Here is a 25629-nt window from a genome sequence, read left to right on the forward strand (position 1 = left end):
GGTGTCAGGAGCCGATGGAGCAGCCGCCCGTTGCGGCCGGGAGCGGCGCCGGGACGCCCAGCGTCGGGATGCCGAGCATGACGCCCGCCGGCTGGGCGGGCGCGGCGTTGCGCTTCTCCCAGGCGTCGCCCGCCCGGGTCCGCCGCACCGAGGTCGTCGGGCCCTCGGCGAGCAGGTGGTGCGGGGCGGCGTACGTGATCTCGACCGTCACGACGTCGCCCGGCCGGACCTCGGCCTCCGGCTTGGTGAAGTGGACGAGGCGGTTGTCGGGGGCGCGGCCCGACAGGCGGTGGGTGGCGCCGTCCTTGCGGCCCTCGCCCTCGGCGACCATGACCTCCAGGGTCCGGCCGACCTGCTTCTTGTTCTCCTCCCAGGAGATCTCCTCCTGGAGGGCGACCAGACGCATGTAGCGCTCCTGGACGACCTCCTTGGGGATCTGCCCCTCCATGTCGGCGGCCGGCGTGCCGGGGCGCTTGGAGTACTGGAAGGTGAAGGCGTTCGCGAAGCGGGCCTCGCGGACCGTGTGCATCGTCTGCTCGAAGTCCTCCTCGGTCTCGCCGGGGAAGCCCACGATGATGTCGGTGGAGATGGCGGCGTGCGGAATCGCGGCGCGCACCTTCTCGATGATCCCGAGGAACCGCTCCTGCCGGTACGAGCGGCGCATCGCCCGCAGGACGGTGTCGGAGCCGGACTGCAGCGGCATGTGCAGCTGCGGCATGACGTTCGGCGTCTCGGCCATCGCGGCGATCACGTCGTCGGTGAAGTCGCGCGGGTGCGGGGAGGTGAAGCGGACCCGCTCCAGGCCCTCGATCTCGCCGCAGGCGCGCAGCAGCTTGCTGAACGCCTCGCGGTCGCCGAGGTCGGAGCCGTAGGCGTTGACGTTCTGGCCGAGCAGGGTGATCTCCGAGACGCCCTCGGCGACGAGCGCCTCGATCTCGGCGAGGATGTCGCCGGGGCGGCGGTCCTCCTCCTTGCCGCGCAGCGCCGGGACGATGCAGAAGGTGCAGGTGTTGTTGCAGCCGACCGAGATGGAGACCCAGGCGGCGTACGCGGACTCGCGACGGGTCGGCAGCGTGGAGGGGAAGGCCTCCAGCGACTCGGCGATCTCGACCTGCGCCTCCTCCTGGACGCGGGCGCGCTCCAGCAGCACCGGCAGCTTGCCGATGTTGTGCGTGCCGAAGACCACGTCGACCCAGGGGGCCTTCTTGACGATGGTCTCGCGGTCCTTCTGGGCCAGGCAGCCGCCGACGGCGATCTGCATGCCCGGGCGCCGGGTCTTCATGGGGGCGAGCCGGCCGAGGTTGCCGTACAGCTTGTTGTCGGCGTTCTCGCGCACCGCGCAGGTGTTGAAGACGACGACGTCGGCCTCGCCCTCGCCGGCCCCCTCGGGCGCGCGGACGTAGCCCGCCTCCTCCAGCAGACCGGAGAGCCGCTCGGAGTCGTGCACGTTCATCTGACACCCGTAGGTGCGGATCTCATAGCTCTTGTTCACGCCCACTGCCTGGCTCCGGTCGCTGCTGGTCATGCAACAAGGGTAGGCGGTACCCGGGAGCCCTCCGGTCCCCCGTGCAGACGGCCCGCGGGCAGCCGCCGGCCGTACAGGACGAGCAGCAGGTCCTGGGCGGTGCCGTAGAGCGGGGTTCCGGTTCCGAAGGACCAGTCCAGGTCGGCGGCGCGCAGCTGCACGCCGGCCAGGTCGGCGCCGAAGAAGCGCGCCGTGCGCGGGGTGACGGCGGCCAGCAGCGGGCGCAGGCGCTCCGGCGGAACCCTCCGGTCCAGGCCGAGGGCGACCGTGATGTCCAGGCCGTGGCCGACGTCGTGGCCCAGGCCCGCGGCGGGGCCGCCGACGGGCGGCTTCCACGGATGCCCGGCGTTCTCGCGCAGCAGCGCGGCCAGCTCGGCCGGGCTGAAGGCGGCGGCGTCGCGGCGGGCGCAGCGGTCGGTCATCCGGTGCAGGCTGCCGCCGGAACGCAGCACCTCTACGGCGAAGCCGGGCAGGGAGGTGCGGAAGCCCAGCGACATGTGGGCGGCGGTCTCCCGGACGCGCCAGCCGGCGCAGAGGCTGGGGGCGTCCCACTGGTCGGGGCGGAGCGAGTCGAGTACGTCGGCCAGCTCGCGGCGCTCGGCGGCGGTCATGGCGCGCAGGTCCCTGCGGGTGGCGGGTTCGGTCATGCCTCCAGCCTGGGACGGCTGGAGCGGGAGCCGGGGCAGCGGCTGCTGGACCGGTCCGGGGGTGCGGCCGGGGCCCGGCGCGGGGTGACGCCGACGGAGGCGGGGGCTGCGGTTCTGACGTACGCGCGGGCCGCGCTCGCGGCGGTCGAGGGGATCCGGCGGACGGCGGACGAGTTCAGGGGGCTGCTGCGCGGGCGCGTGGCGATCGGCCTGCTGCCGGGGGCGGCCGGCACGGCCGTGGCCGGGTTCGACGTGGTGGCGCTGCCGGGCGACTTCCACGACGCGCATCCGCGGGTGGAGATGGCGCTGACGGAGGACACCTCGGAGCGGATGCTGGCCGCGCTGCGGCGCGGAGAGCTGGACATCGCGCTGATCGGGCTCACCGGCGCGGAGCCCGAGGGGGTCACCGTGCAGGTGGTGCTGGACGAGCCGCTGGTGGCGGTGGTCCACGCGGACGATCCGCTGGTGACGACGGCGACGGCGGGCACGGCGTCGGCGACGGCGACGGCGACGGCGGGCACGGTCGGGCCGGCGGACCTGCGCGGGCGGCCGGTGACCTGCCTGCCCCGGGGCACGGGGGTGCGCGCGGTACTGGAGCGTGCGTGCGCGGCGGAGGGCTTCGCGCCCCGGGTGGACTTCGAGGCGGCCGCGCCGGCGGTGCTGGTGCGGCTGGCGGAGCGGGGGCTGGGGGTCGCGGTGGTGCCGGCGGGGGCGGGTGGGGAGCCGGGGGCGGGTGGGGGCGTACGGGAGTTGCGGATCACCGGCCCCGGACTGAGCGGCCGGGTCGCGCCGGCCTGGCGTACCGACGGCCCGGCGGGGCCGGCGGCACGCACGCTGCTGGCGGCACTGCGGGCGGGTCTGCCGGCGGTGGCCGGGGTGGGAGCGGGGGCCGCCGGGGCACCCGGCCGGCCGTGACAGGACGGCGAGCGGGTGGCAGGATCGCGCGCATGCCCCTCGTACTCCCCCCGCTGACCAGACGCCGCGCGCTGCGGAGCCTGCTCGCCGCGCTGGCGGTGCTCGGGGTGCTGGCGTGGTGGCTGTGGCCGTTCGGCGGGTCGCAGCCGCGCGGTGAGCTGACGTTCAGTACGGGCGTACGGGCCGGTGTCTACCAGCGCTACGGCGAGCTGCTGAAGCAGGAGCTGGCCCGGGACATGCCGGGAGTGAACGTACGCCTGGAGACGAGCGAGGGCTCGCAGCAGAACCTGGAGCGGGTGGCCACGGGGCAGGCGGACGTGACGATCGCGACGGCCGACGCGGTCGCGAAGTACCGGCTCGACGGCAAAGCGGGCGCGGAGCACCTGCGCGGGGTCGCGCGGCTGTACGACGACTACGTGCAGCTGGTCGTCCCGGCGGGCTCGCCGGTCCACTCCACGGCGGACCTGCGGGGCAAGCGGGTCGCGGTGGGGCAGCCGGGGTCCGGGGTGTGGCTGATCTCGGAGCGGCTGCTGAGGGCGGCGAAGCTGGACCCCGCGACGGACGTGACGGCGGTACCGATAGGGATCGACACGATGCCGGCGGAGCTGCAGGCCGGGCGGATCGACGCGTTCTTCTGGTCCGGGGGCCTGCCGACGACGGCGGTGCGCGAGCTGTCGGAACGGTTCGACATCCGGCTCGTGCAGCTGGGCGACCTGGTGGAGGCCCTCCAGGGCGGTGGCGGCAGCCCGGCGCACTACTACCGGGCGGCGGTGATGCCGCAGGACGCGTACGCGCTGGCGCGGAACACGTCGGCGGTGTCGACGCTGGCGGTGCCGAACCTGCTGGTGACGACGGACCGTACGGGGACGGAGCTGGCGGAACGGTTCACCCGGACGGTGATCCAGAGCCGGGACGGCATCGGCCACGTGGTGCACGCGGCGCAGCTGGTGGACCTGCGGACGGCGATCTACACGGATCCGCTGGAACTGCACCAGGGTGCCCGGACGTACTACCGCTCGGTGAAACCGTAACCACGGCTACGCCGCGCGCGACCCGGCGGGCATCCGGCCCCGCGCCGCCACCCGGGCACGCCGCCCGCCCCCCTCGGCACCCCCCACTCACCACGGGTACGCCGCGCGCGGCCCGGGCGGACGTCCGACCCCACGCCGGCCCCCGGGCACGCCGCACCGCCCGGTCCTCGGCGCCCTCACTGACCTCCGGGACCCGGCTACGCCGCACGGGCCGACCCTCGGCGGCCTGGGTACGCCGCACGCCCGGCCCTCCGTGCCCCGGCCCTCGGCGGGGCACGGGCCGCCGCATCCGCCGGGTGGCGCGGGACACGCCGCCGCGGTCCGCGTGGGGATCTCCGTCCGCCAGCCCCTGACGGGGAACGCCCGCCGAACGCACCTGCGCCGCCGAAGGCCGCGACACCGTGTCGGGCCGGGTCGGGTCACGCCTGGCACCGCCCTTCGGGAGGACGGTCGTCCCCGGACCGCGCACCGCCGGCGACATCCCCCATGAGGGCTTCGGCGGACCCTCAGGCCGGCGGAGGGGCTGGGCGGACCACCGCTCGGTGCAGCGGTGAACGCGGCGTGCGCGGGCTCGTACCCCGGGGGTACCGGCCACCTGGGCTGGTTCCCCGGCCCGCCCTGGCACGGGGCGGCGGGCGGACACGCCGTTGCCCGGCCGCCCCCGGCGAGGGCCGACCGGCCATGGGCGCGGCGCCGTTGGCGCGCGTCCTCCTGGGGAGCGCGGCGGAACCCCGCGCCGGGACAGGAGCAGGGTCTCGATCAGTCTGCCGGGCCGGCGCCCGGCACCCACCGCGGCCGGGCGACCCAGGCGCGGGAGCGGGACCGGTCCGCAGGGGTGTGCGGCCGGGACCCGGTCCGCAGGCATGCGCGGCCGGGACCCGGTCCGCAGGGGTGTGCGGCCGGGACCCGGTCCGCAGGCGTGCGCGGGCCCGTGCCCCGGCATACCGGCCGCCCGGGCTGGGTTCCCCGGCACGGGGCGACGGGCGAACGCGCCGTTGCCGGGCCCGCCCCCGGCGACGGCCGACGGCCGACCGGCCCTGGGCACGGAACCTTGGCACGCATCCTCGTACCAGCGCAGCGGAACCTCGCACCGGCACAGGAGCAGGGTCTCGTCGCGATCAGTCTGCCGGGCCCGCGGCCGGGCGGCTCGGGCACGTGGCCGGGGCCCGGTCGCAACGGGTGCACACGCGGGACCCGGTCCCCATGGGTGCGCGGGCGGGACCCGGTCCCCATGGGTGCGCGGGCGGGACCCGGTCCCCATGGGTGCGCGGGCGGGACCCGGTCCGGGCGAGTGGGAACGGGCGTGCGGGTCAGGGTGTGGGGTTCGGCAGGAGGGTTGTGGCCGCTGCCGCCGCGCCGATCAGGCCCGCGTTCGTGCCCAGGGCCGCCGGGACGACCGTCAGGTCGCGGACGAACGAGAGCGTGGCGTACGACGCCAGGTGGGCGCGGACCGGGGTGAACAGGATGTCGCCCGCGGCCGCGACGCCGCCGCCGATGACGGCGATGTCGGTCTCCACCAGGGTCGCGGTGGCCGCGATCGCCGCCGCCAGGGCGCGGCCCGCGCGGTCGAAGGCGGCCAGGGCCACCGGGTCGCCGGCGCGGGCGGCGGCCGCGACGCCGGCCGCCGTCGGGTCCGGTCCCGTCCAGCCCTGCGCCGCGGCCCGGCGGGCGATCGCCGTGCCGGAGGCCAGGGCCTCGACGCAGCCGCGCCCCCCGCACACGCACGGCTCGCCCTCGAAGTCCACGCTGATGTGGCCGATGTGGCCGGCGTTGCCGGTGGGTCCGGGCTGGAGCCGGTTGTCGAGAACCAGCCCGCCCCCGACCCCGGTGGAGACCACCATGCACAGGGCGTTGGCGTGGCCGCGCGCCGCGCCCAGCCAGTGTTCCGCCGCCGTCATCGCGACCCCGTCGCCCACCAGCACCGTGGGCACGTCCGCGCCGCGCGCGGCAAGCTCCGCCGCGACCCGGGCCTGGACGGGGAAGTCCCGCCAGGCTCCGATGTTCACCGGGCTCACCGTGCCCCGCGAGGCGTCCACCGGCCCCGCGCTCCCGATCCCGCACCGGACCGCCTCGGCCCACAGCGGGGAGGCCGCCAGATCGGCGATCACGGCAACGACCGCCGCCAGCACCCCCTCCGCCGGCGCGTCCTTCGGCGTCGGCCGCCGCGCCGTCACGGGCATCGTGCCGTCCGGCCGTACCAGCGCCCCGGCGATCTTCGTACCGCCTATGTCGATGGCCACCGTGAGGCCCGCGGCGGACTCGGCGGGCGCGGGGGGCGCGTCGGCGCGCGGTACGGGGACGGCGGAGGGGGGAGTGGTCACGGTGGCGCTCCTGCGAAGGGGTCGGTTTCAGTATGCGGGCGGCGGCGGAGCAGTGCTCTCGCGGGGTTCCAGGCGCGGCTGCTCGCCCTCCCGGGCCCGCGGCGGACCCCCCGCCAGCACGTCGAGGAGTTCCTGCGCGGCGAGCCGCCCGAACCCCGCCGTGTCCCGCACGAGCGCGGTCAGCCGGGGGTGCGTGACCCGGCACAGCGGCGAGTCGTCCCAGGCCACCACCGACACCCGGGCCGGTACGGCGAGGCCCAGTTCGGCGGCGACGCCGGTGCCCGCGACCGCCATCACGTCGTTGTCGTAGATCAGCGCCGTCGGTGGCGCGGGCCCCCGCAGCACCCGCCGGGTCGCCGCCGCGCCCTCCGCGTCCGAGTAGTCGGTCGGCACCGAGCGGACCTCCGCCTCCGTCAGCCCGCGCCGGGCGGCCTGGGCGCGCAGCGAGTCGATCCGGCGCACGGTGTGGGCGAGGTCCGGCATGCCGGCGATGTGCGCGATCCGCCGGTGGCCGAGCCCGTACAGGTGGTCCAGCACGTCGGCCATCGCCCGCGCGTCGTCCGCCCACACCGAGGACAGCGCGGCCGACGGCCGCGGCTCGCCGATGGCGACGGCCGGCAGGCCCAGCCCCGCGAGGAGCTCCGGGCGCGGGTCGTCGGTGCGCGGGTCGACGACCAGGACGCCGTCCACGCGCCGTTCCGCCCACCAGCGCCGGTACACCGCGCATTCGGCGTCGACGTCCTCGACGACCTGGAAGAGCAGGGCGGTACGGGCCGCCGAGAGCACCTCCTGGACGCCGGAGACGAGTTGGAGGAAGAACGACTCCACGCCGAGGGTGCAGGCGGGCCGGGCCAGCACCAGCCCGACCGCACCGGCGCGTTCGCCCGACAGCGCCCGCGCCGCGCTGTTGGGCTGCCAGCCCAGTTCCTCGGCGACCCGCCGGATCCTGGCGCGGGTCTCCCGGGACACCCCCGGCCGCCCGTTGAGCGCGAAGGAGACGGCGCTCTGGGACACCCCGGCCCGGCGGGCGATGTCCTTGATCGTGGGTCTGCGCGCCATGACCTGCCTCATCCCCCTCCGACTGCGTGCGTGACGGCCACTTGGCCGGACCGTACGCGATCCGGCCCCGGCGGACCGCCGGGATGACCGTCTTGGTCCCGGGCACGCGTCCGCCGGGCTCGGGCACGCTGCCGCCGGCATTCCCTCCCGCGCCTCCTTTCCGAGGCGGATTCCCTCGGCCGGCTAAACCGCATTAGTGCGGTGGGCAGCGGAAATGCCGCACCCCGCCGAAGAGGGGACCGAAGGCCCTGTTGACTTTCTCCGGGGCGGGGCGGCACGTTGTGGGGGCGCCGGCGAATTCCCCGTGTTCCCTTTCAGGCCCTCGCCCCCGTTCCAGGCCCTCGACCCCGGGACCCCGCATGCACGAGAACGACGTCGCCCACCCGCCGCCCCGAATCCAGCCCCTGCGATTCGGCGTCAATTACACGCCGACGCGCGGCTGGTTCCACCACTGGCTCGATTTCGATCCGGGAGAGGTGGCGGCCGATCTCGATTCGCTCGCCGCGCTCGGGCTGGACCACGTACGGGTGTTCCCGCTGTGGCCGCTGTTCCAGCCCAACCGGACCCTGATCCGGCCGCGCGCCGTCGAACAGCTGGTGGCGGTGGCGGACGCGGCCGCCGCACGCGGGCTGGACGTCTGCGCGGACGGGCTGCAGGGCCACCTGTCGAGCTTCGACTTCCTGCCCGCGTGGACGCGCACCTGGCACCGCCGCCACCTCTTCCGCGACCCGGAGCTGGTGGCCGGGCAGGAGGAGTACCTGCGCACGCTGGCGGCGGCGCTGGCGGACCGGCCCAACTTCCTGGGGATGACCGTGGGCAACGAGATCAACCAGTTCGCGGACGATCCGCACCCGGAGCCGGACCGGATCACGCGGCCGGAGGCGGAGGCCTGGCTGGCGCGGATGCTCGCGGCGTGCGAGAAGGGGGCACCGGGCCGCTTCCACGTGCACGCGGCGTACGACGCGGCCTGGTACCGGGACGGCCACCCCTTCACGGTGGCGCAGGCGGCCCGGCTGGGCGCGGCGACGGCCGTCCACTCGTGGGTGTTCAACGGCACGGCGCAGCGGCACGGGCGGGCGGGGACGGCGACCGAGCAGCATGCGGCGTACATGATCGAGCTCTCCAAGGCGTACGCGCACGATCCCGCCCGCCCGGTGTGGCTCCAGGAGGTGGGCGCCCCGGCGCCGCTGATCCCCGCCGAGCACGCGGCGGAGTTCACCGAGGCGACGGTCACGAACGCGCTGGACTGCACGGGCGTGTGGGGTGTGACGTGGTGGTGCTCCCACGACGTGGCGCGGGAGCTGGCGGACTTCCCGGAGTTGGAGTACGGGCTCGGCCTGCTGACCAACGACCGGCGGGTGAAGCCGGCGGGGCGGGCGGTGGCGCGTCTCGCGCGGGCCCTGGCCGGGCGTCCGGGGCGGGCGCGGGTGCGGTCGACGGCGCTGGTGGCCGACGTCGGGGGCACGGAGGCGGCCCCCCGCCGCTCGGTGTGCGCGCCGGGACGCCCCGTCTTCGAGGCCTGGGCCCGCCTGGCCGCGGAGGGCGTCCGTCCGGCGGTGGTCCTGGCGGACCGCGCGGCCGACGTCCGGCACCTGGCGGCCCGGGGCATCACGGAACTGGTCCGCGTGGACGAGGTCCTCTGACCCTCCCGGGAGCCGGCCGGCGGCCCTCCCACCGGCTCCGCCCGACACCGACCGGCCGCGGCTCCCGGCGTGCTCCCCCGGCCTCCGCCCCCCAGTCGGAGGCCCGCGATCCATGCCCCGAACCACCCCCACCCGTACGGCCGTTGGACGACCATCCGAAGGAGACGTCATGTCCCAGAGCGAACCGGGTCCGCACGCCGACGCCCAGACGCACCCGCACGCCCGCCCCGGCCCCGTCCCCCGCCCCCGTCCCCCGGTCCGCCCCACCCGGCGCCGCCTGCTGCTGGGCACCGGTGCCGCGGTGGCCGGCGCCGTGTGGAGCAACGGCACGGCGCGGGCGGCCGACGGCACCAGAACCGGAACCGCACACGCGACCGGGACCGCAACCGGGACCGGGACCGTGCCCGCGGCCCCGACCGGGATCGGGGCGTACGCGTCGTACTGGTTCCCCGACAGCCTGCCGGCCGGCACCCCCGGCCCCGGCATCGTCTGGCGTTCGCTCAAGGACTGGAGCCCCGCGGCCGATCCGGATCTCGCCCACAACACCGCCACCGTGCCCCTCGCCCCGCGCTTCACGCCGGTGCCCGCCAACATCACGGCCCGCGCCGGGCAGGCCCGGATCGCCGCGCTCGTCTCCTTCGGCGGCACCTCCGGGCATCCCGCCCAGGGCTCCCCCACCGCCGACACCTACGCCCTCAGCCACTGGGCCTACATCGACGAGCTCGTCTTCTGGGGCGGCTCCGCGGGCGAGGGCATCGTGCTCGCCCCCACCGCGCCCGTCACCGACGCCGCCCACCGCAACGGCGTCCGCGTGCTCGGCAACGTCTTCCTGCCGCCGGTCGTCTACGGCGGCGACCTCCGCTGGACCCGCGACCTGGTCCAGCGCGACGCCACCGGCCGGTTCCCGCTCGCCGAGCAGCTGGTCCGCGTGGCCACCGCGTACGGCTTCGACGGCTGGTTCGTCAACGCCGAGACCGACGGAGGCGACAGCGAACTCGCCGCCGCGATGCGGGCCTTCCTCAAGGCCCTGCGCGCCGCCGGCCGGGCCGGCGGGCTCCGGATCACCTGGTACGACGCCATGGACACCACCGGCCGGATCCGCTGGCAGGGCGCGCTCAACCATCTCAACCAGGAGTTCTACGAGGACCGCGACGGCCCCGTGGCCGACGGCTTCTTCGTCGACTTCCGCTGGACCCCCGACACGCTGCGCGACTCCGGGCTGCTCGCCGACCGGCTCGGGCGCAGCCGGTACGAGCTGTGGGCGGGCGTGGACGTCGAGTCCCGCGGCTGGGACACCGACGCCCGTTGGGACGCCATCGTGCCGCCCGGCCGCGACCACGTGGTCAGCTACGCCTTCTACCGGCCCGAGTGGACCCGCAACCACCTGGCCGACCGTTCCCCCGGTGCCTTCCACGCCGCCGACGACCGCTTCTGGACCGGCGCCTCCCTGGACCCCGCCCACCCCGCGAACCCTGTAAGCCCCACAAGCACCACAAGCCCCATGAACCCCATGGATCCCGCGCGCCGCGCCGACACCGCGTGGCGGCCCCCGGCCGCCGTCGTCGCCGACCGTTCCACCGTCGCCGCCCTGCCCTTCGGCTGCGCCTTCAACACCGGCCACGGGCTGCGGTGGTACGAGCACGGCCGCGTCACCTCCGCCGCCCCCTGGAGTCACCTGGGCCTCCAGGACCTGCTCCCCGGCCGCCGCTGGGCCCTCACCACCACCGGCGCCCGCCCCGCCGTCACCCTCGATTTCGCCGACGCCTGGCGCGGCGGCTCCAGCCTGCTGGTCCAGGGGGCCCTGACCGCGCCCGTGACGGTCGGGCTGCACGCGACCCGGCTGCCCCTGTCCGCCGCCACCGTGCTCGAACTGGTCCACCGCACCGGCTCCGGACCCGTCCGCGTCGAGGCCGGGATCGCCACCCGGGAGCCGGCCGCCCAGGGTGCGCCCGTCCCGTACACCTGGCTGCCCGCCGGAACCGCCGGACGGACCGCCGCCCCCGGCTGGCAGGTCTCCCGGGTCCCGCTCGCCCCGCTGGCCGGCCGCACCGCGTACGCACTGGCGGTCCGGCTCACCGCCCTCGGCCGCGACCGCGGGCCCGTGCTCTGGCGGCTGGGCGCCCTGGCCGTCCACGACCGCGACGGCCGCGGCCGCCCCCGGCCCCCCGCCGCGCCGGCCGTCGACGCCGCCGAGCGCGACGGCGCCGCGCTCGCCCTGCGGCTGTCCTGGCGTCGCTCCGACGGCCCGGTACGCCACTACGAGCTGCACCACGCCCTGCCCGACGGCAGCCGCCGCTTCCTCGGCGGCACCTGCGGCACGGCCCTGCACGTGCCCCGGATCGAACGCGCGGGCCGGGAGCGGACAGCCGTCGTCGAGGTGCGCGCGGTGGGCGAGCTGTACGACGTGTCCGCGCCGGCGCGCATCACCCACCCCTGGTGAACCGGACCGGGACCCGGGAGACCAGGCCCGAAGCCAGGAGACCAGGCCCCGGCCCAGGCCCCTGCCTCAGCCCGCCGCCCCGCCACGGTCGTGCGGCGCGGTGCGCGGCACGGACACCGTGACGCGCAGCCCGTGCGGCGGGTTCGTCTCGTACGCGAGGGACCCGCCGCCCGCGGCGAGCAGCGCCCGGGAGATGGACAGCCCCAGCCCCGAACCCTTGACGTTCTGGTGCCGTCCGCTGCGCCAGAACCGGTCGCCGATGCGGGCGAGCTCCTCCTCGGTGAGCCCCGGCCCCCGGTCGGCGACGACGACCAGCGCCGAGTGGCCCTCGGCGGACACCGCGACCTCGACCTCTTCCCCGGCCGGCGTGAACTTCAGGGCGTTGTCGATCACCGCGTCCAGGGCGCTGGACAGCGCGATGGGGTCGGCCCAGCCGGTGACGGCGGACCGGCCGCTCTCCACCAGCCGGACGCCCTTCTCCTGCGCGAGCGGGCGCCAGGCGGCGACCCGCTCGGCGGCCAGCGCCGCGATGTCGGTGACGCTGAGCTCGGCGGAGGCGTGCTCGGCCAGCGCCAGGTCCAGCAGGTCGTCCAGGACCTGGGCCAGGCGCTTGCCCTCGGTGCGCACCGAGGCGATCTCCTCGTTCCCCTCGGGCAGCTCCAGGGCGAGCAGTTCGATGCGCAGGAGCAGCGCGGCGAGCGGGTTGCGCAGCTGGTGGGAGGCGTCCGCGACGAACGCCCGCTGCTGCTCCAGTACCTCTTCGACGTTGTCGGCCATCTCGTTGAACGAGCGGGCCAGCCGTCTGAGTTCCGGCGGACCGCCCGCGGCCGCGACCCGGGAGTTCATCCGCCCGGTGGCGATGCCGTGCGCGGCCGCGTCCAGCGTCCGTACGGGCTTGAGCACCCAGCTGGTCAGCCGCAGGGCGGCGCCGAAGGCCACCAGCATGGCGGCGGCCAGCCCGGCGGCGATCAGCAGCCAGCCGTGCAGCGTGCGGGCGCGCATCTGGTCGGTGGGGGACTCGGTGACGACGACCGCGACGACGTCCCCGTCGAGGACGACCGGGGAGGCCACCAGCAGCTTGCCGTGCGTCTGCCAGGGCCACACCTGGGCGGGGTCGTGGCTGCGCCGCCCGGCCAGCGCCTCCTCGAAGGCGCGCCGGCCCTCGCCCTCGGCGGGCAGCCGCCACCAGCCGGGGGCGCGCGCCATGGCGTTGTCGTCGCGGTAGAAGATGCCGGCCCGGATGCCGTACAGCTCCTGGTAGCGGGCGAGTTCCAGCTGGAGGGTCTCGCGGCGCTCGTCGGCTCCCGAGGCCCCGGCGCCCTCGGCGTCGATGACGAACTGCGCCAGGGCCGCGAACCGCGCGCTGTCGTCGATGCGGTCGACGACCACCCGCTGCTGCTGCCCCGCGGCCAGGCTCACGGCGAGCGGGAAGCCGAGCGCGAGCAGGGTGCCCGCCATGAGGATGACGAGCAGCGGGAGCAGCCGGGCGCGCAACCGCGCCGCCTACGGGGCGGGCGGGGTGACGAGCCGGTAGCCCACCCCGCGGACGGTCTCGATCAGCGCGGGCATGCGCAGCTTGGAGCGCAGGCTGGCGACGTGCACCTCCAGGGTGCGGCCGGTGCCCTCCCAGCTGGTGCGCCAGACCTCGCTGATGATCTGCTCGCGCCGGAAGACGACGCCGGGGCGCTGCGCGAGGAGCGCGAGCAGGTCGAACTCCTTGCGGGTGAGCGGTACGTCGGCGCCGCCGACGCTGACGCGCCGGGTGGACAGCTCGATGCTGACGGGGCCCAGCCGGACCGCGGCCGGCGACCCGCCGTTGCCGGGTCCGGCCGCGGAGGCCTCGTCGGGGGCTCCGGTGCGGCGGGCGACGGCGTGGATCCGGGCGAGCAGTTCGCCGGTGTCGTACGGCTTGACCACGTAGTCGTCGGCACCGAGGTTGAGGCCGTGGATCCGCGAGCGCACGTCGGCCCGCGCGGTGACCATGATGACCGGCGTCGAGGTGCGCTTGCGGATCTTGCCGCAGACCTCGTAGCCGTCCTGGTCGGGCAGGCCGAGGTCGAGCAGGATCACGCCGAAGGGTGCGACGGCGGCCTGGGCGCCGGCCGGCAGCAGCGCCTGCAGGGCCTCCTCGCCGTTGCGGGCGTGGGTGACCTGGAAGCCGTGGCGGGCCAGGATCGCGGACAGGGCCGCGGCGACGTGGTCGTCGTCCTCGACGAGCAGCAGTCTCATACGTCCCCCTTCCGGACCGGTGTGCCGCGCGGTGGGCCGCGCCGTCGGTATGGCGGCTGGTCGCGCCGCCGGCCGCGCGGAGTACCGCGCGGTCGATGTGTCGTGCATATGTCTCGCATGCGTCACGTTCGTGGCCACCATGCATCCACGCCGATGAAGACTCCCACGTCAAGGGGGTTCCGGTCAGGCGCGCCTTCCGTTATCCACCCGGTACGCGTACACCCGCGCGCGCGTACGGAGCGTGTCCGGGCGAGGCCGGATCGTTATCCTCAATTCTCGCTCAGATGTGATGACGGTGTGCGCGGGCTCTCACTACTGTCCTCCCAACCGAGGAGGACGGAGCAAGAAGCCGATGAGCGGAGTATCAGTGACCAAGGGTGGACAGGACGCGGCCGTGGCCGCGGACGGCCTGGTCGTACTGAGCAACGTCAACAAGCACTTCGGCGCGCTGCACGTGCTTCAGGACATCGATCTGAGCATTGCCCGCGGTGAGGTCGTCGTGGTGATCGGTCCTTCGGGATCGGGCAAGTCGACGCTGTGCCGGACGATCAACCGGCTGGAGACGATCGATTCGGGGACCATCACCCTCGACGGCAAGAAGTTGCCGTCGGAGGGCAAGGAGCTGGCGAAGCTCCGCGCCGACGTCGGCATGGTCTTCCAGTCGTTCAACCTCTTCGCGCACAAGACGGTGCTGGAGAACGTGGTGCTGGGCCAGGTCAAGGTCCGCAAGACCGACAAGGCGGCGGCCGAGACCAAGGCGCGCGCCCTGCTGGACCGGGTGGGCGTCGGCACGCAGGCCGACAAGTACCCGGCGCAGCTCTCCGGCGGCCAGCAGCAGCGTGTGGCGATCGCCCGCGCGCTGGCCATGGAGCCGAAGGTGATGCTGTTCGACGAGCCGACCTCGGCTCTCGACCCGGAGATGATCAACGAGGTGCTGGAGGTCATGCAGCAGCTCGCCGGGGAGGGCATGACGATGGTCGTCGTCACGCACGAGATGGGCTTCGCCCGCTCCGCGGCCAACCGGGTCGTGTTCATGGCGGACGGCCGGATCGTCGAAGAGGCCACGCCCGAACAGTTCTTCAGCAACCCGCGCAGTGACCGCGCCAAGGACTTCCTTTCGAAGATCCTGCACCACTGACGTTCCCCGTCTGGTAGTGATCCGCTCGACGGAGCAACCGGGGGACGCCCTTGCGGCCCGCCGCGCTCGTCGTTCGTCGTACAACAACGTCTCATCCGAGGGAAGTTCACCATGAAGCTCTTCAAGGCCGGTGCGGCCGCGGCCGCGGCCGTCACCCTGGCGCTCACCGCGACCGCCTGCGCGGGCGGCAGCGGCAAGACCAGCGACAGCGGCAACGGTGGCGGTGACGCCAAGAAGGACAAGATCGTCGTCGGCATCAAGTTCGACCAGCCGGGCCTGGGCCTGAAGACCCCGGACGGCAAGTTCACCGGTTTCGACGTGGACGTGGCGACGTACGTGGCCAAGGAGCTCGGCTACGGCGCCGACCAGATCGAGTTCAAGCAGGCCGTCAGCGCCGAGCGCGAGAACCTGATCTCCAACGGTGACGTCAAGTTCGTCGTCGCCAGCTACTCGATCAACGACAAGCGCAAGGAGAAGGTCGACTTCGCCGGCCCGTACTTCCTCGCGCACCAGGACCTGCTGGTCCGCGCCGACGAGACCTCGATCACCAAGGCCGAGGACCTCAACAAGAAGAAGCTCTGCTCGGTCACCGGCTCCACGTCCGCGCAGAACGTCAAGACCAAGCTGGCCCCCGAGGCGGACCTGCTGGAGCAGGGCGGCTACTCCGAGTGCCTGACCGGCCTGGAGAGCAAGTCCGTCGACGCCCTGACCACCGACAACTCGATCCTCGCCGGCTACGCCGCGCAGGAGAAGAACGTCGGCAAGTTCAAGCTGGTCGGCCTGAGCCTGAGCAACGAGAACTACGGCATCGGTCTGAAGAAGGGTGACAAGGACCTCCAGACCAAGATCAACGCCGCGCTCAAGAAGATGGTCTCGGACGGCTCCTGGGAGCAGTTCGTGAAGAAGAACTTCGGCCCGGCCAACTACAAGAACGAGCCTGCCCCGCAGATCACCGAAGGCAGCTGAGTCCACGGTGGTGCGCGTCGCCGCCCGCCTGCCACGGGCGGCGGCGCGCGCCACCGACCATCCTGGGGAGAGCGCAGGGCATCGTGTTTGATTTTCTCGACTCCGGGCAGTACGACCTGCTCGGTGCCTTCTGGGTGACGGTTCAGCTCACCCTCTACTCGGCCGTCGGCTCCCTCATATGGGGAACCGTGCTCGCCGGTATGCGGGTCAGCCCCGTCCCGCTGATGCGGACCTTCGGCGCGGCGTACGTCAACGTCGTCCGCAACATCCCGCTGACCGTGCTGATCATCGCCTGCTCGCTGGGCCTGAACCAGACCCTGCGCATCACGCTCGGCGGTGAGAACTTCAAGGAGATCGGCTTCCGGCTCGCGGTTCTGGGCCTGGTCGCCTACACCGGCACCTTCGTCTGCGAGGCCCTGCGCTCGGGCATCAACACCGTTCCCGTCGGCCAGGCCGAGGCGGCCCGGGCCCTGGGCCTGAGCTTCTTCCAGGTGCTCACGCTGATCGTGCTCCCCCAGGCCTTCCGCGCGGTGATCGCGCCGCTGGCCAACGTACTGATCGCCCTCACCAAGAACACCACGGTGGCGGCGGCCATCGGCGTGGCCGAGGCCTCATTGCTGATGAAGGAAATGATCGAGAACGAAGCGGACGCGCTCTTCGCCGTCTTCGGGGTCATCGCCCTCGGCTTCGTCCTGCTGACCCTGCCGACCGGTCTGCTGCTGGGCTGGGTGGCCAAGCGAGTGGCGGTGAAGCGATGAGCTCCGTGCTGTACGACACCCCGGGCCCCAAGGCCAAGGTGCGCAACCTCGTCTACACCGCCGGCTTCCTGGTGCTGCTGGCCCTGGTCTGCTGGTGGGTGCTGTCCGCGCTGGCCGACCAGAACCAGCTGGAAGCCGACAAGTGGACGCCGTTCGTCAACGACGGACAGATCTGGTCCACGTACCTGATCCCCGGTCTGCTCCAGACCCTCCAGGCGGCCGTCCTCGCCATGGTGATCGGCCTGCCGCTCGGCGCCCTGCTGGGCCTGGGCCGGCTCTCCGACCACGCCTACGTGCGGGTTCCCGTCGGGGTGATCGTCGAGTTCTTCCGGGCCATTCCGGTGCTGATCCTGATGGTCTTCGCCTCCGCGCTGTACGTGCAGTCCGGAGTCGACTCCGAGATCCGACCGCTGTACGCGTGCATCACCGGTCTCGTGCTCTACAACGCCGCGGTGATCGCCGAGATCGTCCGGGCCGGCGTCCTGTCGCTGCCGCGCGGCCAGGCCGAGGCGGCCCGTGCGCTGGGGCTGCGCAAGGGCCAGACCATGGCCACCATCCTGCTGCCGCAGGCGATCACGGCCATGCTGCCGGCCCTGGTCAGCCAGCTCGTGGTCATCCTCAAGGACACCGCCCTGGCCGGCGCCCTGCTCGGCTTCGCCGAGCTGATGACGTCGATCCGGCAGATCTCGGCCAACTACAGCAACGTCATCCCGACCCTGTTCGTGGTCGCCCTGATCTACGTGGTGCTCAACTTCGCGCTCACCTCCTTCGCCTCCTGGCTGGAGCGACGGCTGCGGCGCTCGAAGAAGGGCCGGACGGTCCTGCCCGAGCAGCGGACCGGTGAGCTCTCGGGCGCGCCGATCACCGCAGGCATCGACGGAGGGGCCGGCGACGGCGGCGACGGCGGCGGCGGCACCAGCTGATCCCGAGTCAGTCTTCTTACGGAGCCCGTGTGCTGCGGCGGTAGTATTCCGCCGCGGCACACGGGCTCCGACATGTCCGTCGTACGTCACTGTCACTTGACGCGTGCAGTTACAGTGGGTTGCATACGTTCTGTGATCACATACCGGACATCGGGAGCCGCCGCATGGACCCGGTGATCGTCGTGGGTGCGGGGCCCGTCGGGCTGTCACTGGCGCTCGCCCTGGCCGGCCAGGCAGTGCCCTGCGTCGTCCTCGACGAGGGCCCGGGCAAGGACGAGCCGCGTCCCGCCCGTACGGTCGTCCTGCACGCGGACACCGCCGGCATGGTCCACCGGCTGGGCTGCCGGACCCTGCGCGACGAGGGCGCGTACTACGCCGCCTGGCGCACGATGCGCCGCCGCCAGGAGACCCGGCGGATCACCTTCGAGGACCTGCCGGCCCCCCTGCACGTGCCGCAGCACGCCCTCGCCCGGGCGCTGCGCGACACCGCGGCCGCGCACCCCATGGTCCAGCTGGTCACCGACAGCAGGCTCGACTCCGTGGAACAGGAGGGCCACGGCGTCACCGCCCGCACCGAAGGTGCGAAGGCCACCTGGTGGCGCGGGAGCCACCTGGTCGGCTGCGACGGTGCCCGCTCCACCGTCCGCAAGCTGCTGGGGATCCGCTTCCCCGGCCGGACCGCCGTCGAGCGGCACGCGGTCGCCGCGCTGCGCACCGAACTGCCCTGGCCCGGCGAGGCCCTGCTGCACCGCAGCCCGCCGGCGCACAAGTCGGCCGGCCCGCAGGAGGTGACCGCGCGGCCGCTGGCCGACGGGGTCTGGCGGCTGGACTGGCTGCTGGAACCGCGCGGCGAACTGGTGACCCCGGACGCGCTGGTGACGCTCGTACGCGACGCCCTGGGCGGCTGGTGCGGCGGCACCACGCCCCGCTACGACCTGATCGACACCGGGGTGTACACCCTGCACCACCGGCTCGCCCGGCGCTGGCGCGACCGGCGGGTCTTCCTCGCCGGGGACGCGGCCCACCTGCTGGGCGCGCTGGGCACCCAGGGCGTCGAGGAGGGGCTGCGGGACGTCGAGAACCTGGCGTGGAAGCTGGCCCAGGCCTGGCACCACGGGGCCTCCGAGGAACTGCTGGACAGTTACGAGGCCGAGCGGCGCACCGCGGTCGCCGCCCGGCTGCGCGCCGCCGACCAGGCGATGGCCGTGCTGCGCGGCGGGGGCGGGCTGCGCACCCTGCTGGGTTCGGCCCGCTCGACCGAACAGCTGCTGACCGACGGCCACGTGGGGCGCGGCCCGCTGGGCGCGCCCCCGGTGTACGCCCCTCCGGTGGCCGTACGGGAGGTGCCGACCGCCACGGAACCGGGCGGTCCGGTGGAGAACGTACCGGTGACCGCGCCCGACGGCGCGACCGTGCCGCTGCGCGACCTGCTGGGCCGGGGCCGGCTGCTGGTGGTGCTGGTGGCCCCGGGCACCGGGGTGTGGGACCGGCGGCACTGGGTCAAGGCCGGGCTGATGCCGCGGCTGGCGGCCGCGGTGAGCGCGCTGCCGATGCGCGCGGAACTGCTGGTGGCCGACGTCTACCCGGGGGCTCCGGCGCACACCGTGCTGCTGGTGCGGCCCGACGGGCACCTGGCGGCGACCTTCGCCGGGGTGCGGCCGGCCGAGCTGTACGAGGCGGCGGACGCGGTCCGGGCGGGCGCGCCGGAGGAGGCGGAACAGGGCCGGCTCCGGGCCGCCGGGCGCACGGCGGGTGCGGCGGGCACGGCCAGGGCACTGTCGGCGGCTCCGGCATCGAGCGCGGCTCCGGCACCGGCCACGGCTCCGACGGCGGCAGTGGTTCCGGCGCCGGCGGCCGAGGCGTCCGCCACGCCCCAGCAGTGATCGATTGACCCTCAAGGGCACTCATGGTTCACTCGCGGACATGACCGGCACCGACGTTCGCCTGTGGCGGAGGGTCCACATGGACCTCCTCCGCTACGCGGGCTGCGTCTGTCGCCCTTCCTGCTGATTCGCCCTTCCCCGCGCGCCCGTCGGCGCGCTCCTTCGCGAACCCACAGGACGGTCACACCCCATGTCCGCATTCCCGCAGGCCGCCGCCCCGGCACGCCCGCACCCCAGCGGTGGCCCCGCCGCCGCCGAACTCCTCGCCTTCGCCCTGCGCACCGCCGCCGACACCGAGCTGGTCGGCTCGCTCCCGCTCGACCCCGAGGGCCGGACCTGGATCCGGCTCGAGGGTCCCGGCGGCAGCGAGGCCTGGCTGATCGGCTGGCCGCCGGGCACCGGCACCGGCTGGCACGACCACGCCGAGTCGCGCGGGGCGTTCGCCACCGCCCGGGGCCGGCTGACCGAGCACTCGCTCGCGGTCCGGCTGCCCTCCGAGGGCTGGCAGAGCCTGCGCCTGGCCCCCGGCCACGACCGGTCCCGGGGCCTGGGCCCGGGCACGGGGCGGGCGTTCGGCGAGCACCACGTCCACGAGGTGCTCAACGAGTCCCCGGACGAGCACGCCGTCTCGGTCCACGCCTACTACCCGCCGCTGCCGCTGATCCGCCGCTACAGCCGCAGCGGTCCGGTCCTCACCCTGGAGCACGTCGAGCGTCCGGAGGACTGGCAGTGAGCGCGGCGGACCGGGTGGACCCGGTGGGCATCGACGAACTCCTGGAACGGGTCCGCCGGACCTACGACCGGATCGAGCCCGGCGCCGCGTACGAGGCGGCGCGCGCCGGCGCCCTGCTGGTGGACATCCGCTACCAGGCGCTGCGGACGCGCGACGGGCTGATCCCGGGCGCGCTGGTGGTCGAGCGCAACGAGCTGGAGTGGCGCCTGGACCCGGTGGGCAGCCACCGGGCCGCGCAGGCGACCTCGCACGGCCTGCGGGTGGTGCTCGTCTGCAACGAGGGGTACGCCTCCAGCCTGGCGGCGGTCTCCCTGCACCAGCTGGGTCTGCACCGGGCCACGGACCTGGTCGGTGGCTTCCAGGCGTGGAAGGCCGCCGGGCTCCCGGTCGTCCCCGCGTAACGGGCCGCGTGCGTCGGCGGCTCGGCGGCCCCGGCCGTCGCGTATCGCGCCCGGCACGTCGGCGGCCGCCCCGGCCGTCGCGTGACGTACCGCTCGCGGCGGCGGCCGCTCCCCGGCCGTCGCCGCCTGCGTGGCCCTCGCCTCAGAAGGCCTCGTAGCCCAGGTCCTCGGTGTCCTCGCCCTCTTCCTCCAGCGCGCGCCGGACCACCCGCAGGGCCATGCCCTCCGGGTAGCCCTTGCGGGCCAGCATCCCGGCGAGCCGCCGGATCCGCTTGTCGCGCTCCAGCCCCCGGGTCGCGCGGAGCCTGCGCGCCACGAGCTCGCGGGCGGTCTCCTCCTCCTGCTCGGAATCGAGCCGCTCCAGCGCCTCGTCGACCAGCGACGCGTGCACCCCCTTGGTGCGCAGCTCGCGGGCGAGCGCCCTGCGGGCAAGGCCCCGGCCGTGGTGCCGGGACTCGACCCAGGCGCCGGCGAACGCGGCGTCGTCGATCAGGCCCACCTCCTCGAACCGGGAGAGGACCTCCTGTGCCACCTCCTCGGGGATGCCCCGCTTGTGCAGGGCGTCCGCGAGCTGCCGCCGGGTGCGCGGTGTCCCGGTGAGCAGGCGCAGGCAGATCGCCCGCGCCTGCTCCTCGGGACTCTGGGGAGGCGGCTCCTGTCCGGCCCTCGACGGACCGGAGCCCTCTCCCCGGGCGTACTCCCCCACCGGTTCAGCTCTTGGCGGTGGCGGTCTTGGCGGTCTTGGCCTTCGAGGCCGGGGCGGGCACGGTCGCGTCCGCGGCGGGTGCGGCCGCGGCGTCCGTGCCGGGCTCGGCGTCGGGGGCCTTGCGGACACCCACGCCCAGCTTCTCCTTGATCTTCTTCTCGATCTCGTTGGCGAGGTCGGGGTTGTCCTTCAGGAAGTTGCGGGCGTTCTCCTTGCCCTGGCCGAGCTGGTCGCCCTCGTACGTGTACCAGGCGCCGGCCTTGCGCACGAAGCCGTGCTCCACGCCCATGTCGATCAGGCCGCCCTCGCGGCTGATGCCCTGGCCGTAGAGGATGTCGAACTCGGCCTGCTTGAAGGGGGGCGCGACCTTGTTCTTGACGACCTTGACGCGAGTGCGGTTGCCGACCGCGTCGGTGCCGTCCTTCAGGGTCTCGATACGGCGGATGTCCAGGCGCACGGAGGCGTAGAACTTCAGCGCGCGGCCACCGGTCGTGGTCTCCGGCGAGCCGAACATCACACCGATCTTCTCGCGGAGCTGGTTGATGAAGATCGCGGTGGTCTTGGACTGGTTCAGCGCGCTGGTGATCTTCCGCAGGGCCTGGCTCATCAGGCGGGCCTGCAGACCCACGTGCGAGTCGCCCATCTCGCCCTCGATCTCCGCGCGCGGGACGAGCGCCGCGACGGAGTCGATGACGATCAGGTCGAGGGCGCCGGAGCGGACGAGCATGTCCACGATCTCCAGGGCCTGCTCACCGGTGTCCGGCTGGGACAGGATGAGGTTGTCGGTGTCCACGCCGAGGGCCTTGGCGTACTCGGGGTCGAGCGCGTGCTCGGCGTCCACGAACGCGACGGTGCCGCCGGCCTTCTGCGCGTTGGCCACGGCGTGCAGCGTCAGGGTCGTCTTGCCGGAGGACTCCGGCCCGTAGACCTCGACCACGCGGCCGCGCGGCAGACCGCCGACGCCGAGGGCGATGTCCAGAGCGGTCGAACCGGTGGGAATGACCTCGATGGGTTCGTTCGGCCGGTCGCCGAGGCGCATCACGGCGCCCTTGCCGAATTGTCGTTCAATCTGTGCGAGCGCGGCGTCGAGCGCCTTCTCGCGGTCGGTGCCTGCCATGGGTTCCACCCGGTTTGCTTGAGTCGATCGCTTCACGCCAAAGACGCTAACGCCTGCCACTGACAATGCGCCTCTGCGGCCGTTTCGGCTGTGGACAAGCCATGAGAATGGATGTTCGAATTCCGTGTCAAGCGCGCCACCCGGCACCGGCCCGGGTGCCGGCACCGGCGCCCGCTCCGACTCAGGCTCGGGCGTCCGGGTCGTACGCGCGGTCGTCCACGGGCGCGTGCGGGAGCTGGGTGTCCAGGGACTCGCGATAGCGGACGCATCCCCGCAGGAATCGGGGCCAGGGCGGCACGGCCACGTCCGGCTCGATCCGCTCGGGGAGCAGGCCCCACAGCCCCGGGTGGTGCCAGCACAGGTCATGCCCGGAGGCGTCGCGATGGGCGCGGATGCCCGCGCGCAGCCGCCGGACCTCCGCGGCCAGCTCCTCCCGGTCGAGCCCGGCGAGGTCGGCGTCCCTGTCGTCCATGGCCGCAGGCTAGCCAGCGGGGCGCCGCCGGCCGTCCAGGCGCACCAGAGGCCCGCCGGTCCCGCCGGTCCCGCCGACCCCGCCGGTCCCGCCCCCGGACCGGACCGGACCGGACTGACAACCCAAGGTTGACACCCCTGGGGTGTCAACCTACGGTTGCACCATGACGAACCCTTCCGTGGAACCCGTTCGCATGGCCAATCCGGTACGCCTCGACGACCTCATCGAGGCCATCAAAAACGTCCACACCGACACCCTGGAGCAGCTCAGCGGCGCCGTCGTCGTCGCCGAGTCCCTCGGGGACATCGCCGACCACCTCATCGGCCACTTCGTCGACCAGGCCCGCCGCTCGGGCGCCTCCTGGACCGACATCGGCCGCAGCATGGGCGTCACCCGCCAGGCCGCCCAGAAGCGCTTCGTCCCCAAGGCCGACGCCGACCTCGACCCCGGCCAGGGCTTCTCCCGCTTCACCCCCCGCGCCCGCAACATCGTCGTCACCGCCCAGAACGAGGCCCGCGCGGCCGGCAACACCGAGATCCGCCCGGAGCACCTCGCCCTCGCCCTGCCGGCCGACCCGAAGTGCCTGGCCGCGCTCGCGCTGGACGCGCAGGGCGTCGGGCCGGAGGCCCTGCGCGCGGCCGTCACCGCCGTCCTGCCGCCGGCGGCCGACGGCGTCCCGGACCTCATCCCCTTCGACGCCGGCGGCAAGAAGGCCCTGGAACTCACCTTCCGCGAGGCCCTGCGCCTTGGCCACAACTACGTCGGCACCGAGCACATCCTGCTCGCCCTCCTCGAACTGGAGGACGGCGAGGGCGTGCTGAGCGGCCTCGGCGTCGACAAGGCCGGTGTCGAGGCGACCGTCAGCGAAGTCCTGGCGGCCGTGGCGCCCTCGGCCGGCGCACACGAGGCGTCCGGCGGCCCGGCGTAACCTCGTCCGCCACCGCGTACCGCTTGACGTACGCGCCCAGGAAGGCCTGGAGCGTGGCCACGGCGGGGATCGCGATGAGCGCCCCGACCGCGCCCAGCAGGGCGGTGCCCGCGATGACCGATCCGAAGGCCACCGCCGGGTGGATGTCCACGGTCTTCGCGGTCAGCTTCGGCTGGAGCACGTAGTTCTCGAACTGCTGGTAGACCACCACGAACCCGAGGACGTACAGCGCGTACCAGGGATGCACGGTGAACGCGATCAGCATGGGCAGCGCGCCCGCCAGGTAGGTGCCGATCGTGGGGATGAACTGGGAGACCAGGCCCACCCACACGGCGAGCGCGGGCGCGTAGGCCACGTCCAGGAACGCGAACAGGATGTAGTGCGCGATGCCGGAGATCAGCGCCATCAGCCCGCGCGAGTAGAGGTAGCCGCCGGTCTTGGCGACCGCGATCTCCCAGGCCCGCAGCACCTCGGCCTGTTTGGCGGGCGGCAGGACGGAACACAGCGCGCGGCGCAGCCGCGGCCCGTCGGCGGCGAAGTAGAACGCGAACAGCCCGATCGTCAGCAGCTTGAACAGCCCGCCGAGGACGGTGGTGGAGACGTCCAGGACGCCCGAGGCGCTGTTCTGCACGTACTTCTGCAGCCAGTCGGAGTGCAGCAGGCTGTCCTGGATCGCGAGGCGGGACAGCTCGGTGTGGAACGTGGAGTTGATCGAGTCGATGACGTCGTCGAGGTAGCCCGGGAAGTCCGCGATCATGTCGATGATCTGGGCGGCGAGCATCGAGCCGAGCAGCACGACGAAGCCGACGGCCGCGACGAACACCCCGAAGAACACCAGGAAGGTGGCGAGTCCGCGGCGCATGCCGCGTGCCGCCATCCGGGCCACGGCCGGCTCGATCGCCAGCGCCAGGAAGAAGGCGATGAGGACGTTGACGAGCAGGCCGATCAGCTGGTGGAAGGCCCAGCTGCCGAGCTGGAAGCAGGCGTAGAGGGCCAGGACCAGCAGCACGGCCCGCGGCAGCCAGCGCGGCATCCGCGCGCCGGGGTCCACCGGTCCGGCCGTGGCGCGGCCGCCGGCCCCGCCCGCGGCGGGCTCCGGTCCGCTCCCGGCGTCCGCGTCCGCGTCGGTGCCGGTGGCCGTGTCCGTGTCCGTGCCGGTGTACGTATCGCTGCCGGTGGGCACATCGGTCTCCGTCGGCGGCCCGGTGCGTACGCCGCCCCCTTCCGGCTGGTCCTCCCGTGCCCCCCGGGGACCGGGCGCCACCGGGCGGCGGGCGCCGGGTACGGGGCCGCGCGGCTCCCTCCCGCGCGGCTCCGGAGCGGGCCGGCGGCCGGGCGCGGACGCGCCGGGCGCCCCGGGCATGCCGGGCGCGCCGCCGGCGTCCGGGGTGCCGGGGGCCCGGTGGGACGGGTCGGGCTGATCGGTCTCATCGGTGGCTGCCACGCGCACCAGTCTCGCCTACGCCGCCGACGGCTTGTCCGTACGGCCGCCCGGACGGCGCCCACAGGACCGGCGTACGGTCCGCGCACGGCCCGCGCACGGCCCGCGGACGACCTGCCGGCGATGCCCGCCCGGCTCCCCCGCCCCGTCCTCAGCGCAGCGCGTCGGGCACGTTCATCGCCGAACACACCGCGCGCCACACGTCCTTGGTCTCCCATCCCGCGTCGAGCGCCTGGAGCACCGTGCGCCCGCCGAGCTCGGCCATGACGTGGTCCCGCGCGAAGGAGTCGGCGTAGCCGGCCCCGAAGTGCTCCGCCATCCGCTCCCAGAAAATCGTCAACCGCATACGCCCA

General features: G+C 74.2%; 24 protein-coding genes. 13 read left to right on the forward strand and 11 right to left on the reverse strand.

From position 1 onward, the window contains the following. Positions 1-4 precede the first annotated feature (4 nt). Together miaB and ACIPXB_RS19095 are read right to left on the reverse strand one after the other, a co-directional pair. Positions 5-1525, reverse strand: a complete 1521-nt coding sequence (gene miaB / locus ACIPXB_RS19090) for a tRNA (N6-isopentenyl adenosine(37)-C2)-methylthiotransferase MiaB (RefSeq protein ID WP_401451157.1) — start codon at positions 1523-1525, stop codon at positions 5-7. Further along, positions 1522-2172 carry a maleylpyruvate isomerase family mycothiol-dependent enzyme gene (locus ACIPXB_RS19095; RefSeq protein ID WP_401451159.1) on the reverse strand — a complete coding sequence of 217 codons (651 nt, stop codon included), beginning with the start codon at positions 2170-2172 and terminating at the stop codon, positions 1522-1524. The genes miaB and ACIPXB_RS19095 overlap by 4 nt, the downstream gene beginning before the upstream one ends. An 84-nt stretch (positions 2173-2256) precedes the next feature. On the opposite strand from ACIPXB_RS19095, the gene ACIPXB_RS19100 reads away from it, so the two are divergent. Both ACIPXB_RS19100 and ACIPXB_RS19105 read left to right on the forward strand, forming a co-directional pair. Continuing rightward, a complete protein-coding gene (locus ACIPXB_RS19100) occupies positions 2257-3087 on the forward strand; it encodes a LysR substrate-binding domain-containing protein (protein WP_401451162.1) in 831 nt (276 codons plus the stop codon). Positions 3088-3119: 32 nt separating this feature from the next. Beyond that, the gene (locus ACIPXB_RS19105) at positions 3120-4118 is read left to right on the forward strand and encodes a TAXI family TRAP transporter solute-binding subunit (protein WP_401451165.1); all 999 of its coding nucleotides are present in this window, start codon (positions 3120-3122) and stop codon (positions 4116-4118) included. 1310 nt (positions 4119-5428) lie between these two features. Here ACIPXB_RS19105 and ACIPXB_RS19110 read toward each other — a convergent pair. Continuing rightward, positions 5429-6358, reverse strand: a complete 930-nt coding sequence (locus ACIPXB_RS19110) for an ROK family protein (protein ID WP_401451262.1) — start codon at positions 6356-6358, stop codon at positions 5429-5431. Between the two features lie 108 nt (positions 6359-6466). After that, positions 6467-7498, reverse strand: a complete 1032-nt coding sequence (locus tag ACIPXB_RS19115; protein ID WP_401451167.1) for a LacI family DNA-binding transcriptional regulator — start codon at positions 7496-7498, stop codon at positions 6467-6469. Between the two features lie 359 nt (positions 7499-7857). Here ACIPXB_RS19115 and ACIPXB_RS19120 point away from each other — a divergent pair, with 359 nt between their 5' ends. Continuing rightward, positions 7858-9141: a glycosyl hydrolase gene (locus ACIPXB_RS19120; protein WP_401451170.1), complete on the forward strand. Its 1284-nt coding sequence runs from the start codon at positions 7858-7860 to the stop codon at positions 9139-9141. A gap of 169 nt (positions 9142-9310) precedes the next feature. Beyond that, positions 9311-11581: an endo-beta-N-acetylglucosaminidase gene (locus tag ACIPXB_RS19125; RefSeq protein WP_401451172.1), complete on the forward strand. Its 2271-nt coding sequence runs from the start codon at positions 9311-9313 to the stop codon at positions 11579-11581. Between the two features lie 66 nt (positions 11582-11647). Here the strand turns inward: ACIPXB_RS19125 and ACIPXB_RS19130 are convergent, their stop codons facing one another. Continuing rightward, positions 11648-13075, reverse strand: coding sequence for an ATP-binding protein (locus ACIPXB_RS19130; protein WP_401451175.1), 1428 nt, complete (start codon positions 13073-13075; stop codon positions 11648-11650). Between the two features lie 9 nt (positions 13076-13084). Then, positions 13085-13810, reverse strand: a complete 726-nt coding sequence (locus ACIPXB_RS19135; RefSeq protein WP_401451177.1) for a response regulator transcription factor — start codon at positions 13808-13810, stop codon at positions 13085-13087. A 352-nt stretch (positions 13811-14162) separates the two neighbouring features. Between ACIPXB_RS19135 and ACIPXB_RS19140 the strand changes: the two genes are divergently transcribed. The 8 genes from ACIPXB_RS19140 (at position 14163) to ACIPXB_RS19175 (ending at position 20612) form a co-directional block, all read left to right on the forward strand. Further along, complete coding sequence (locus ACIPXB_RS19140; RefSeq protein WP_401451179.1) at positions 14163-14948, forward strand: amino acid ABC transporter ATP-binding protein; 786 nt, start codon at positions 14163-14165, stop codon at positions 14946-14948. A gap of 111 nt (positions 14949-15059) precedes the next feature. Then, a complete protein-coding gene (locus ACIPXB_RS19145) occupies positions 15060-15914 on the forward strand; it encodes a glutamate ABC transporter substrate-binding protein (protein ID WP_401451181.1) in 855 nt (284 codons plus the stop codon). An 83-nt stretch (positions 15915-15997) separates the two neighbouring features. After that, positions 15998-16672, forward strand: coding sequence for an amino acid ABC transporter permease (locus ACIPXB_RS19150; RefSeq protein WP_401451183.1), 675 nt, complete (start codon positions 15998-16000; stop codon positions 16670-16672). Continuing rightward, positions 16669-17595, forward strand: a complete 927-nt coding sequence (locus tag ACIPXB_RS19155; protein ID WP_401451186.1) for an amino acid ABC transporter permease — start codon at positions 16669-16671, stop codon at positions 17593-17595. The genes ACIPXB_RS19150 and ACIPXB_RS19155 overlap by 4 nt, the downstream gene beginning before the upstream one ends. A gap of 164 nt (positions 17596-17759) precedes the next feature. After that, positions 17760-19478, forward strand: coding sequence for an FAD-dependent monooxygenase (locus ACIPXB_RS19160; RefSeq protein ID WP_401451188.1), 1719 nt, complete (start codon positions 17760-17762; stop codon positions 19476-19478). 40 nt (positions 19479-19518) lie between these two features. Further along, positions 19519-19605 (forward strand): putative leader peptide, encoded by an 87-nt coding sequence (locus ACIPXB_RS19165; RefSeq protein ID WP_338116662.1) that lies wholly within the window; start codon positions 19519-19521, stop codon positions 19603-19605. A 63-nt stretch (positions 19606-19668) separates the two neighbouring features. Beyond that, positions 19669-20211, forward strand: a complete 543-nt coding sequence (locus tag ACIPXB_RS19170; RefSeq protein WP_401451190.1) for a cysteine dioxygenase — start codon at positions 19669-19671, stop codon at positions 20209-20211. Then, on the forward strand, positions 20208-20612 hold the full coding sequence (locus ACIPXB_RS19175; RefSeq protein WP_401451193.1) for a rhodanese-like domain-containing protein: 405 nt from the start codon (positions 20208-20210) through the stop codon (positions 20610-20612). The genes ACIPXB_RS19170 and ACIPXB_RS19175 overlap by 4 nt, the downstream gene beginning before the upstream one ends. A 142-nt stretch (positions 20613-20754) precedes the next feature. On the opposite strand, the gene recX is transcribed toward ACIPXB_RS19175, so the two are convergent. From recX to ACIPXB_RS19190, 3 genes are all read right to left on the reverse strand, one after another. Then, a complete protein-coding gene (recX, locus tag ACIPXB_RS19180; protein WP_401451196.1) occupies positions 20755-21318 on the reverse strand; it encodes a recombination regulator RecX in 564 nt (187 codons plus the stop codon). 4 nt (positions 21319-21322) lie between these two features. Then, the gene (recA, locus tag ACIPXB_RS19185; RefSeq protein WP_401451199.1) at positions 21323-22435 is read right to left on the reverse strand and encodes a recombinase RecA; all 1113 of its coding nucleotides are present in this window, start codon (positions 22433-22435) and stop codon (positions 21323-21325) included. Between the two features lie 181 nt (positions 22436-22616). Then, complete coding sequence (locus ACIPXB_RS19190; protein ID WP_401451202.1) at positions 22617-22907, reverse strand: hypothetical protein; 291 nt, start codon at positions 22905-22907, stop codon at positions 22617-22619. 163 nt (positions 22908-23070) lie between these two features. Between ACIPXB_RS19190 and ACIPXB_RS19195 the strand changes: the two genes are divergently transcribed. Then, positions 23071-23835 (forward strand): Clp protease N-terminal domain-containing protein, encoded by a 765-nt coding sequence (locus tag ACIPXB_RS19195; RefSeq protein WP_401451205.1) that lies wholly within the window; start codon positions 23071-23073, stop codon positions 23833-23835. Here ACIPXB_RS19195 and ACIPXB_RS19200 read toward each other — a convergent pair. After that, on the reverse strand, positions 23768-24868 hold the full coding sequence (locus tag ACIPXB_RS19200) for an AI-2E family transporter (protein ID WP_401451265.1): 1101 nt from the start codon (positions 24866-24868) through the stop codon (positions 23768-23770). The genes ACIPXB_RS19195 and ACIPXB_RS19200 overlap by 68 nt on opposite strands. Before the next feature lie 559 nt (positions 24869-25427). Next, the gene (locus ACIPXB_RS19205; RefSeq protein WP_401451208.1) at positions 25428-25622 is read right to left on the reverse strand and encodes a DUF3046 domain-containing protein; all 195 of its coding nucleotides are present in this window, start codon (positions 25620-25622) and stop codon (positions 25428-25430) included. Positions 25623-25629 lie beyond the last annotated feature (7 nt).

Source organism: Streptomyces sp. NPDC090022 (assembly GCF_044748145.1).
Classification (GTDB): domain Bacteria; phylum Actinomycetota; class Actinomycetes; order Streptomycetales; family Streptomycetaceae; genus Streptomyces.